General features: G+C 41.4%; 12 protein-coding genes. 10 read left to right on the top strand and 2 right to left on the bottom strand.

Annotated features, from left to right (window positions below):
* Window positions 1–28: 28 nt before the first annotated feature.
* On the bottom strand, window positions 29–865 hold the full coding sequence (locus FFM78_RS06435; protein WP_223877023.1) for a site-specific integrase: 837 nt from the start codon (window positions 863–865) through the stop codon (window positions 29–31).
* Window positions 866–936: 71 nt separating this feature from the next.
* A complete protein-coding gene (locus tag FFM78_RS06440; RefSeq protein ID WP_137637620.1) occupies window positions 937–1,806 on the bottom strand; it encodes a YitT family protein in 870 nt (289 codons plus the stop codon).
* Window positions 1,807–1,974: 168 nt separating this feature from the next.
* On the opposite strand from FFM78_RS06440, the gene dapB reads away from it, so the two are divergent.
* From dapB to FFM78_RS06490, 10 genes are all read left to right on the top strand, one after another.
* A complete protein-coding gene (gene dapB, locus FFM78_RS06445; RefSeq protein ID WP_171001853.1) occupies window positions 1,975–2,763 on the top strand; it encodes a 4-hydroxy-tetrahydrodipicolinate reductase in 789 nt (262 codons plus the stop codon).
* Window positions 2,760–3,971, top strand: a complete 1,212-nt coding sequence (locus tag FFM78_RS06450) for a CCA tRNA nucleotidyltransferase (RefSeq protein WP_137637622.1) — start codon at window positions 2,760–2,762, stop codon at window positions 3,969–3,971. Before dapB ends, FFM78_RS06450 begins: the two co-directional genes overlap by 4 nt.
* 133 nt (window positions 3,972–4,104) lie before the next feature.
* Window positions 4,105–5,979 carry an ABC-F family ATP-binding cassette domain-containing protein gene (locus FFM78_RS06455; RefSeq protein WP_137637623.1) on the top strand — a complete coding sequence of 625 codons (1,875 nt, stop codon included), beginning with the start codon at window positions 4,105–4,107 and terminating at the stop codon, window positions 5,977–5,979.
* Between the two features lie 38 nt (window positions 5,980–6,017).
* On the top strand, window positions 6,018–6,965 hold the full coding sequence (locus tag FFM78_RS06460) for a thymidylate synthase (protein ID WP_137637624.1): 948 nt from the start codon (window positions 6,018–6,020) through the stop codon (window positions 6,963–6,965).
* Window positions 6,966–6,986: 21 nt separating this feature from the next.
* Window positions 6,987–7,487, top strand: a complete 501-nt coding sequence (locus FFM78_RS06465; protein ID WP_137637625.1) for a dihydrofolate reductase — start codon at window positions 6,987–6,989, stop codon at window positions 7,485–7,487.
* Window positions 7,488–7,655: 168 nt separating this feature from the next.
* Complete coding sequence (gene fakB, locus FFM78_RS06470; protein ID WP_137637626.1) at window positions 7,656–8,501, top strand: DegV family protein; 846 nt, start codon at window positions 7,656–7,658, stop codon at window positions 8,499–8,501.
* A 172-nt stretch (window positions 8,502–8,673) separates the two neighbouring features.
* Complete coding sequence (locus tag FFM78_RS06475) at window positions 8,674–9,555, top strand: SGNH/GDSL hydrolase family protein (RefSeq protein ID WP_223877024.1); 882 nt, start codon at window positions 8,674–8,676, stop codon at window positions 9,553–9,555.
* Window positions 9,556–9,557: 2 nt separating this feature from the next.
* Window positions 9,558–10,181 (top strand): YpmS family protein, encoded by a 624-nt coding sequence (locus FFM78_RS06480; protein WP_137637627.1) that lies wholly within the window; start codon window positions 9,558–9,560, stop codon window positions 10,179–10,181.
* Window positions 10,182–10,192: 11 nt separating this feature from the next.
* Complete coding sequence (locus FFM78_RS06485; protein ID WP_137637628.1) at window positions 10,193–10,420, top strand: YozE family protein; 228 nt, start codon at window positions 10,193–10,195, stop codon at window positions 10,418–10,420.
* Between the two features lie 12 nt (window positions 10,421–10,432).
* The gene (locus FFM78_RS06490; RefSeq protein WP_137637629.1) at window positions 10,433–11,902 is read left to right on the top strand and encodes a S41 family peptidase; all 1,470 of its coding nucleotides are present in this window, start codon (window positions 10,433–10,435) and stop codon (window positions 11,900–11,902) included.
* The last annotated feature ends 191 nt before the right edge of the window (window positions 11,903–12,093 follow it).

Consider the following 12,093-nt stretch of genomic DNA (forward strand, 5'->3'; position numbering starts at 1 on the left):
TTGGTAGATTCGATTGGTGTAAAAGAATTTAAGACAATAGACTACGATAATAATCTAGGGATGCCGGGTCTAGCCGCAAATATTGTTGGAGTTCAGCAGCACTACTGGTGCGATGAGCGAGCAAGTAATGCAGAATATAACCTTGATGCAATTTTTGCGGGGTTAACGTAAAATCAACTAGTGGTGTATCCTTTTTTAAATATTTATGCAAGGCCGGAGCTGATAATTGGGGATGTTGCCGATCCATACGTGTTTTTAAAAATAAGTCCCTGCTAGCCTGAAGCAGTTGCAATGGTTGCAAAAATTTTTGAAAAGCTTGCATGAATTTGCGTTGGCCTGCAGTCAGCTTTAAACGTGCGGTTAGTTCGCCAAAACCGGGTGCCAATATTTCCTGACTGGTAAAGCCGTATGCGCTAAATAGCAATAACGCGCGCGTATAGAAACTAAGTTGTTGATTTTGCAATAGGCTGGGCAGCTGATTAAGCCAAGTAAAATCGATTGCTGGTTGTAGGCTGACTTTACTCATACCCTTTAAGGCCACTGTAGGGTAGTGGGTGATCAATTCATGGGTAAATAAAAATTTAAAATAGCCATTGAGGTGGGAGAGAATTTTATTATAAGTGTCATTTTTTAAATCACGTTGCTCTAGCAACATGGTTAGGTAATCGCGTACATCGTTTTCAAGAATATTATCCAAGCGCGGATCGCTGCTAAAAGCCCAATTAAAACGGTGTAAGTATTGAAAAAAGTCGGTTAAAGTTCGCGAATATTCTGTAATGGTTACGGTTGCTAATTCTTTTGTTGCTAGAAAGTGTTGAAAATTTTTTTGGTAAGGGTAGGCCAAGTCGATCATCTCCTTATCCATAGTATAACATAAAAAAGTTACTTTAACTTAACCGATCAAAAAAACAAAGCGCAGACAAGCTGCGCACAAAATCAAAAAATAGATCGTCTTTTCCGTTCATACGTAAAACCTTCACCAATAACTTCATGAACATTGATCACCGAAATAAAGGCTTTTTCATCATGATGCGCAATAATTCTCTTGATCAAAGCAATCTCGTTGGGAGCAACAACGCAATAAATAACTTTTTTAGCGCTGTGCTGATAGCCGCCCTCGGCATGAAAAAAGCTTGTTCCTCGATCTAGCTGTGCCATAATATCATCAGCAATTGCTTGATAATCATCGCTGATGATCAAAATTCCCCGCGCTGCATAGGCACCTTCCTGGGTAAAATCGACTACTTGTGAGAAAATAAATGAAGCCAATAGGGTATACATCATATGGCGTATGTCTAAGTAACTTAATGATAATAGTAAAACAACTACGTCGAAGAAGAGCAACGTGCGGCCCATAGAAATACCACGCTGGCGCTCGATCACTCGGGCCACGACGTCGCTGCCGCCAGTAGTGCCACCAGCGCGATAAATCAAGCCACTGCCAAAACCACCACACAGACCGGCTAAAACGCCGGCAATAAATAAATCATGGTGTAAATTTAATTGAACTGGTAGTCGTTGCCAGAGCCAAAGAAAAACGGACAGCATGACTGTGCCGTAAATAGTTAATAACAAAGCATCACGGCCTAAAAATTTATAGCCCACAATAATCAGCGGAATATTCAATAATAAGCTGGTATAAGCAGGATCAAAATGAAACCAAAACCTTAAGATCAAAGTAATCCCAGTAATACCACCTTCTGCTAAATGGTTATGAATATTAACGCTGACTAAGCCTAGTGCGTATAGTGCACACCCCAATGTGATCAAAAGAAGATCACGTGCCCGAATACCTCTTTTTTCCAATTAATCATCACCTTTAAGTTTTTTTGCTTTAAAATTTAGCTTGACCAGCTTATTCGCCCAACACTAATTGCATTATACCGGATTTTACTAACCACGAATATTTTAATTGCTGCGATAATTTGTTAGTATGGTAGTTAATAGTTAAATTAAATGAAAAAGGTGATCGTTTTGACGAAAATTCTTGTTGCTGGTTTTAAAGGGCGGATGGGTGCTACAGCGACCCATATGGTTTTAAAAAATACTGATTTTGAATTGGTTGGGGTTTATGATCCAGTTGCTAAGGAAAAAGATTTGGCAGAGATAGCCGAATTTGCGGGTCAGCATGCACCAGTATTTACTGATTTAGAGGCCACATTAACGGCTGCACCAGAAGTTTGGATCGATTTTACTGTTCCCAAGGCAGCAGTAGCCAATACGCAATTTGCCTTGGAACATAAAATTTCGCCAGTTGTTGGCACCACCGGCTTTACTGCTGCTGCAATCAAAAAGTTACAGGAGCTGGCCGCTAAGCAAACTACTGGGGGGCTGATCGCACCTAATTTCAGTTTAAGTGCGGTTTTGATGATGCAATTTTCTAAACAGGCCGCTAAGTATTTTCCCGATGTGGAGATCATTGAAATGCACCACGATAATAAATTAGATGCACCAAGTGGCACAGCAATCAAAACGGCTGAAATGTTGGCCGAAGTTCGTGGCGACAAACCACAAGGTAATCCCAACGAAACTGAAAGTTTACCGGGCGCACGCGGAGCTAATTATGCAGGTATGCGGATTCACAGTGTCCGTTTGCCAGGATTGATCGCTCACCAACAAGTTCAATTTGGCGGGGTCGGCGAAGGCTTAACAATTCGTCAAGATACTTATGATCGCGAATCCTTTATGACCGGGGTTGCTCTAGCCTGCCGTAAAGTTCGCCAAACAAAACAACTTTATGATGGACTTGAATATTTACTATGAAATTAACCCAATTACCAACGGAATTTGTTCAGGCCTTACCGGTTTTGCAAACGATCACGCAAGCAGGCTTTGAAGCTTACTTTGTTGGGGGAAGTGTTCGCGATGCCTTATTAGGCAAAAAGATTCATGATGTTGATATTGCGACTAGTGCCTATCCCGCTGAAATCAAACAAATTTTTCGCCGTACCGTTGATACTGGCATTCAGCATGGAACCGTAACAGTATTACAACAAGATGCTGCCTACGAAGTGACCACTTTCCGTACAGAATCAACTTATCAGGACTTTCGCCGACCTGATCATGTGACTTTCGTTCGTTCATTACGTGAAGATCTAAAACGGCGCGACTTTACCATCAATGCCTTGGCCTTACAACATGATGGTACGATCATTGATCTTTTTTCTGGTCTAACGGATTTAGAAAATAAAGTTATTTGTGCAGTAGGTGATCCCGATGAGCGCTTTCATGAAGACGCTTTGCGCATGATGCGAGCCGTTCGGTTTGAAAGTCAGTTAGGTTTTACGATTGCATCGGCTACAGAGGTGGCTATTAAAGCACATCATCAACTGCTGGGAAAAATCGCTATTGAGCGGATTCACGACGAATTTGTTAAATTAATGCTTGGTCAAGGTCGTAATAATGGCCTGACCAGCTTTATTCACACTGAGCTCTATCAACAATGCCCAGGTTTTGTGTCCGCTGCGCCGGCCTTGCTGGCGATCACTGACTTGGCACCAACGGCTTTAACGGATGAACGTAGTGTTTGGTTATTGCTGGCACAGCAGTTACACTTGGACAACGCAACGGTTAAACCATTCTTGAAACAATGGAAGTCTGCTAATGACCTAATCCGTGATGTTAGTATGTGCTTACCGATTTTAAACCAATTTTTAGCACACACAACACTGACTAACTGGGCTTACTACCAAACGGGCTTAAGCAATTTATTGATAGCTAATCAAGTTGCTCATTTATATGGTGCCGGTGTTGATTCAAATAAGTTAAAGGCTAGGTATCAGCAATTACCAATTAAACAGCGCAGCGAGCTTGCCGTGAATGGCGGAAATCTTTTACAAGCGTTAAACCTGCAACCAGGTCCACAATTAGGACAAGTGTTGGCACAATTGGAACAGGCGGTAGTAGCGGCCGAATTGTCAAACCAAACGGTCGCCTTGATCGCTGCTGCTAAGAAATTAATTAAAGCTTAGATTTAGCATAAAATGAAGTGAGTGTGCTGATAGCATTATCAAAAGCACTCACTTTTATTTTGCGAGTAAAGTGGATTGTTTTTTCGGCAACAATCTTTTATGATGGCGATGTAGAAACTGAGGTAGATAATCAATGCAAACTTTAACCGCGGAAAATTTAACTAAAACTTATGGCGAAAAAATGCTGTTCGATCATATTTCTTTTTTCATTAAAGAAGGTGATCGAATCGGCCTGATCGGCACTAATGGCGCCGGTAAAACCACGTTATTAAACGCGTTGACCGGGCACGATACTTTTGATCAAGGAACGATCACGACGCCTAAACAGTACCGAATCGGTTATTTACAGCAAGTCCCACAATTGCCGCAAAATATGACGATCATGGAGGCTATTTTTACTGGCGATAACCCATTATTTCAAGTGATCGCTAACTATGAAAAAGCTTTGACGGCTTTAAGTCGTGATGGTAATAGTGAAAAGGCACAAGCGGCTTACACTAAGGCGGAGGCCGCTATGAATCAAGGTGACGCCTGGAATGTTGATACACAGATCAAAACGATTTTGTCTCAATTGAAATTAACCGACTTAGATCAACCGATCAGCCAACTTTCCGGTGGACAACAAAAACGGGTTGGTTTGGCACAAGTTTTGATCGAGTCACCTGATTTATTGATTTTAGATGAACCCACTAACCACCTTGATTTTGCTTCAATTGCCTGGCTGGAAGATTATCTTGCTAGTTACAAGGGTGCATTGCTGGTGGTTACCCATGATCGGTATTTCTTGGATCGAGTCACTAATCAAATCTACGAATTAGCATTTGGTCAACTGGCCGCTTATAGCGGAAACTTTGAAGATTATTTACGCCAAAGTGCTGCTGCGGCTGCGGAGGCCAGCGAGCAGGCCGCTAAACAAGAAAAACTTTATAAAAAAGAATTGGATTGGATGCGTGCTGGAGCCAAGGCTCGTTCGACGAAGCAACAGGCACGGATCAATCGCTTTAATGACTTAAAAGTCCAAGTCAATAAAGGGGTCGAACAAGCGGCCACCGTTGATATCAATTTAGGACAAAAACGTTTAGGTAAAAAAGTACTGGAGCTAAAGGCTGCTACTTTAAACTTTCACAACCATCCCATTATTAAGAATTTTGATTTAATGGTTCAGGCCAATGCTCGTTTAGGCATTACTGGCGAAAATGGGGCAGGTAAGTCCACCTTTCTTAATGTACTGGCCGGGCGATTACCGCTGGATTCTGGCGTGATCACGCTGGGTGAAACCGTCCACTTAGGCTATTATACACAGATGACTGAGGCACTGGATCCTGATAAGCGGGTGATCAGCTACCTCCAAGACGTTGGTGAAGCCGTAACCGAGCGTAATGGCAATGTGATCAGCGTTACACAATTATTGGAGCAATTCTTATTTCCACGCTTCATGCACGGTACTTTGATCCGTAAATTATCCGGTGGTGAACAACGACGGCTTTATTTATTAAAAATACTGATGCAACAGCCTAATGTCCTACTGTTGGATGAACCAACCAATGATTTAGACATCAGTACTTTAACAGTTTTAGAGCATTACTTAGATACGTTCAATGGCGCTGTGATCACGGTTTCGCATGATCGGTATTTTCTTGATCAAGTGGCTGACGAATTATTGATTTTTAACGGCCATGCGCAAGTCACTCGATTTACTGGTGCCTTAAGTGATTATTTGGCACAACAGCAGCCAGCTGTAAAAGCAACACCGCTAAAAACTGCACCTGCGGCTAAACCTAGCAGCAAGAAAAAGACTAAGCTAACTTATAATGAACAAAAAGAATGGTCAACCATCGAAGCAGATATTGATCAGCTTGAACAACAGTTGGCAACCGTTCAAAAGGCCATGCAGGCTAACGGTGCGGATTATGGCAAATTGGCGGAACAACAAAGCCAAGTTGATGATCTAAACCAACAAATTGAAACAAAAATGCAACGGTGGGATTATCTCAGTCAGTATGCTTAGGCAACATTAAATTCGATTAAAGTAGGGAGAATAATAGTATGGAAGAAGCGTATCTCGATTTAGCTCGAAAAATCCTGGCTGAGGGCCACTACAAAAATGATCGTACCCAAACTGGTACCTATAGTATTTTTGGTTATCAAATGCGCTTTGATCTTAGTCAAGGTTTTCCGTTACTGACCACTAAAAAGGTCCCTTTTGGCCTGATCAAAAGCGAGCTGCTCTGGTTTTTAAAGGGCGATAGTAACATCCGTTACCTACTGCAACACCATAACCATATCTGGGACGAATGGGCCTTTAAACATTATGTGGAAAGTGCTGACTATCAAGGGCCTGATATGACCAATTTTGGTCATCGTCATTTGACTGATGCAACCTTCGCGGCGGCCTATAAACAGCAGAAACAACTATTTTGCGAACAAATTTTGACCAATGATCAATTTGCAGCAAAATACGGTGAATTAGGAAATGTTTATGGTAAGCAATGGCGTGCTTGGCAAACACGCAGTGGTGAAACCATTGATCAGATTAAAAATGTGATCACAGCGATCAAACAAACGCCAGACTCGCGCCGTTTAATTGTTTCTGCATGGAATCCTGAAGATGTCCCTAATATGGCGTTACCACCTTGCCATACGCTTTTTCAATTCTATGTTGCTGATGGCAAATTAAGTTGCCAGCTCTACCAACGCAGTGGCGATGTTTTCTTAGGTGTACCATTTAATATTGCCAGTTACGCACTATTAACGGCCTTGATCGCCAAGGAAGTGGGCTTAGAAGTCGGTGAATTTGTGCACACCTTAGGTGATGCGCATATTTACAGCAATCATCTGACCCAAATTAAAGAACAACTGACGCGAACACCGCGGCCAGCACCAACTTTAAAATTAAATCCAACCAAGCACAGCATTTTTGATTATGATGTAACGGATATCCAATTAGAAAATTATACGCCTTACCCGGCAATTAAAGCGCCAGTAGCGGTTTAAGGTTGATAGGAGGACACACACATGACGATCGCATTTATGTGGGCCGAAGCGCACAATCATTTGATCGGTGATCACGGCCGATTACCTTGGCATCTGCCGGCTGATCTGCAGCATTTTAAACGAACAACGTTAAACCAAATCGTGGTGATGGGGCGTAAAACCTATGCGGGTATGGGTAGGCCATTACCAAGTCGAACTAACATCGTTCTTAGCCATCAGACTGATTATTCGGTGGCGCCAGGGGTATTGTTACTTCATGATGTGCCCGCGGTGTTAGCGTACGCGGCGGCGCATCCTCAGCAAGAAACGATCATCATTGGTGGCGCCCAAATTTTTGCTTTGTTTAAAAACCAAGTTGAGCGCCTCTACGTCACCAAAATCGATACCAGCTTTACTGGTGACACGTTTATGCCGGCGTTGGATTGGGCGGCGTTTGAACAAATTAGCTTAATTCCTGGTAAAGTTGATGCAAAAAATCGTTATCCCCATGCCTTTATCACTTACCAACGCCGGTCAAAATAATTTACTGATGGAAAAGTGAAAAAATAAAGCTAATCTGCTATACTGAATTAGTATTCAAAGATCAATTAAATGTGGTTGCACGGCTTGATCAAAAAGGTTTCGATCAGGCCAAATATTATCTGCAAACACAAGTTGAAAACAATTTGTAAGAAAGTGTGGCTGAAGTTCGTGGCAACTATAAAAATCGTAACCGATTCGTCGGTTCAACTCACCCCTGAAGAAGTTGAAAAATACAATATCACGGTCATTCCACTTTCAGTTATGATTGACGGTACCGTTTATATTGATGGTAAAACCATTACGCGTTCAAAATTTGTCGAGCTGATGAGTCAATCGGCTGCACTCCCAAAAACAAGCCAACCACCAATTGGCGAATTTATAGAATTATTTGATCAATTAGGTGCTGATGGCAGTCAAGTCATTGCTTTACACATGACGGACGCGATCAGTGGCACTGTGAATACGGCTCGCCAAGCAGCTAATCTCAGTAAAAGTGATGTCACCGTTATCGACTCACGGGAAACTGATCGCGGTATGGCATTCCAAGTTTTGCGTGCAGCTCAGTTAGCCCAAACAGGAGCTGACAAGGAAACGATTATTAGTTCCTTAGACCGCGTGCGTAATAGTACTAAACTATACATGGCCGTTATGTCCTTGGATAATATCGTTAAAGGCGGCCGAGTTAGTAAAGTAACGGGCTTGATCTCTAACATCTTAAATATGAAAGTTATTTTTGAAATGATCGACGGCGAATTAAACGTCAGAGCCAAGGGCCGGGGTATGAAAACAGTCAATAATTTCATGCGTACGTTGATCGCTGATTTGGCCACTAAACCCAATATCAAGGGAATTGGGATCTCGCACGTGGCTGCTAATGAGATCATGGAAAAATTTAGGACCGAGATTCACGCGGCTTTGCCGAACGTACCACTGTTGATTCGCGAGACAAGTCCGCTGATTGCAACTTATGCTGGTATGGGTGCCTTTGCAATCATGTACTATACGGAAGATTAAATACTGGTAGTAAAAAAGGGGCTGCGACGAGTTTGTCAAAGCCCTTTTAATATAGGCAACTCAATCGGAGCTAGCCTACAAGAATGACACATCGTCCGCAACATCAAAAAGTTGGTTAGCGTAGTTAAGCTAACTAACTTGACCTTAATTGTGAAGTAGAGGAGTTTCAATATTGCGTGGTTTAAAAAAATTAAAGGAAATCGGGTTAGTGGTTATCGTCCTTGGTCTGATCGCTGGCGGTATTTATGCTGGTTTGACCTATTTTGGACCAGGTACGATCAGCCAACAAACAACTAAAATAAAAACGCAACCGACCGTTAAGAAGAAGTCACAAATTAAGTTGGTAGCCGTTGGTGATTCATTGACGGAAGGTATTGGTGACGGCCTAAAGCAAGGTGGTTATGTTGGGATCATTAAAAATGAACTGACCACAAAACAAAAAGTCAAAGCAACTACGAAAAATTATGGTATTGCGGGTGAAACAAGCACCCAAATCGATACGCGCGTTAATAATGATCAGTCATTACGTCAAGATCTAAAGCAGGCCGATGTTATCACGATGTCAGTTGGTGGCAATGATCTAATGGCCGTTTTACGGCAACAAATGCTTAACTTAAATGAGGCGGATATTAAACGAGCACAAACTGCTTACATTGGGCATTTAACGACACTATTACAAGATGTTCGCCAACAGAATCCAGACGCACCGATTTTTATTTTTGGCATTTATAATCCTTTCTACTTGTATTTTCCAAAAATGACGAAAATGCAGGCAGCAGTGGAAGATTGGAATCAGGCTTCAGCTAAGCTTATTAAACAGCAAAAAAATAGTTATATGATCGATATTTGTGAACAGCTATCCAAGGGTGAAACGCTGACCGCGCAAAAAAAGCACAGTTCCAAAACAGTCAGTGATTCAAGTAGTGAAAAGAACACCTTGATCTTTACTCAAGATAATTTTCACCCTAATCATTCCGGCTATCAAGTAATGGCCGATGATCTGTACCGCGTTATGATGCAACAAAAGAATAAATGGCTAATAGATAGGAAATGAGTATGGATAAAAAAAAGCGGACGACTAAATCAATAACCACTAAAACACCGATCAATTGGTGGAAGTGGCTTTTTATTGCCTTAGTCGCAATTTTATTAGGCAGTGGCGCCTACTTAGGGGTTAAACTGACCACGCCGCCACCTGCAGATACGACTAGCGAAAAATTGATCAAACGTGATCCAACTTTTGCCGTGAATTTAAAGAAATCTCAAGTAAATGCAGTTATCAGTTATTATCTGAATCATTACCAAAAAGATAGCAAAATTAAATACGAATTTGATTTAGATAATCAAGCGATCTTAAAAGGAAAATTTAAATTATTAGGCTATCCAGTGCCGTTTTCGATTTATTTTGATCCTTACGTTAAGGCCAATGGTGATGTACAACTGAAAGCGCGGCGCATGGCAATTGGTAGTCTTTCGGTCCCGATCAAAACCGTAATGAATTATATCAGTCATAGTTATAAATTCCCTAAATGGGTGGTCCTTAATAGCAAACAGAAGACCATCCTAATCAAACTGAATCAGTTTAAAATGAAAAATGGTATGCAAATTAAAGCAACACGAATTGACTTACCAAATAACCAGATCAGTCTCAATGTTTATATTCCGCAACTTAACGATTAGGTGGTGAGATAATGCGAAAAAGTTTTTATCAGTATTTAATGACCTTGCGCGATCCAGAAAGCCACGATGAAATTGCGCAATTTGCGAACAATGCTTTTTTTGATCAAAGTTTTCCCAAATTAGAAGAAGCGTACGAACCCTTATCCAAATATTTAGAAGAGAATGCCGGCTATTTACCTAGCATGACGATTTTTGATGCAACTTTTCAGAAATATCAGGAACAAGCACAGGCACTTTAATTTGACAAGTAGGTGATTTTATTGGAAGAAGAACCCAAAAACAAACAAAAAACACCAAAACGGCCTAAAAAAAGGGTCAGTTTGTTAGTTTATATTAGTTCCACTTTGTTGGCATTATTCGTTGGTATTTTTATGACGATCTTAGTGATCGGTTTAAATAATCGGACTAGCCAACAACTTGATAGTTCTGCAAGCGGACTTAATAAAATCAGTTCGGTTTACCAAACGATCAGCCAGCAGTATTACCGTAAAACCGATAAAACTAAACTGATCAACGGCGCGATCAAAGGCATGATTGCGAGTTTAGATGATCCCTATTCGGAATATCTTGCTGGCAGTGATGCTAGTGATCTGGATAATACGATTTCCGGTAGTTTTGAAGGAATCGGTGCTGAGATTCAGAAAAAAGGTAACTATATCGAAATTGTATCACCAATTGCTGGCAGCCCGGCTAAGAAGGCTGGTTTAAAGGCCAATGATATTATTACCGCGATCAACGGTAAGTCAACGGCTGGCTGGAGCGCAACAAAAACCACTAATAAAATTCGGGGTAAGAAAAACACCAAGGTCACTTTGACCATCAAGCGTGGTAAACAAAGCTTTAAGGTCACCTTAAAACGCGATGTGATCCCGGTTAAAACCGTGAATGCGCGCCTAGATAAAAAGCAACCAACTATTGGTTATATTCAGATCACCAGTTTCTCGGAACCAACGTTTAAAGAGGTCAAAGCCGCTATCACTAAATTACGTAAACAAGGTGCTAAATCCTTTGTTTTAGACGTACGGAGTAATCCTGGTGGCATTATGCAACAAGCGTTGAAAATTTCAAGTATGTTTGTTGCCAATGGCAAAACGTTGATGCAAGTTAAAGCGCGGACCGGTAAAGCGACAGTGTATCGTGCTAGCAAATCACTTGACGGTGGCTTTAAAGTTAAAGAGCCGGTTAAAGTTTTAATCGACGATGGCAGTGCCAGTGCCTCTGAGATTTTTGCGGCGGCCTTAAATCAATCCGCCAACGTTGAATTAATCGGTACCAAATCATTTGGGAAAGGTACCGTGCAACAAGTCAGTCAGTTAAGCAAAAAAAGCGAATTTAAGATCACGGTGGCCAAATGGTTAACCCCAAATGGTAGTTGGATCAATAAGCGTGGCTTAACACCAAACATCACGGCTAAATACCCAAGTTACGCCTATTTACCAGTTGTTAGCGACCAAAAAACTTATCAACTGGATGACGTTGCAACACCGATCAAAACCTTGCAAAAGGAATTGAAGGCTGTCGGGCAAGATCCAGGAGCAATCAACGGCTACTTTGGTCAATCAACTAAACAAGCTGTTACTGCTTTTCAAGCGGCAAATAACTTAGATCAAACTGGTAAGCTAGATCCCACCACCATTGATAAGTTACAGGCTGCGATCACTAAGAAAATTAGTGCCAACGATGTCGCGTATAATAAGGCAATCGAGCAATTAAGTAAGTAAAAATCGGCCAATTTTAAGGCGCACTATTGTTTTGGCTTTTTGTCCAAGCCTGGTGATAGTCAATTTTACAGCGTTAGAAGTTAAACAACTTCGGCTCTCTGTCAAATCCTGTTGATAGTCAATTTTACAGTGTTAGAAGTTACTTAACTTCTAATGCTGTTTTTTTACTTGGTTTGGTCCGCATTTGTTGC

Origin of the sequence: Loigolactobacillus binensis, from assembly GCF_005405165.1 — a bacterium.
Taxonomy (GTDB): Bacteria; Bacillota; Bacilli; order Lactobacillales; family Lactobacillaceae; genus Loigolactobacillus; species Loigolactobacillus binensis.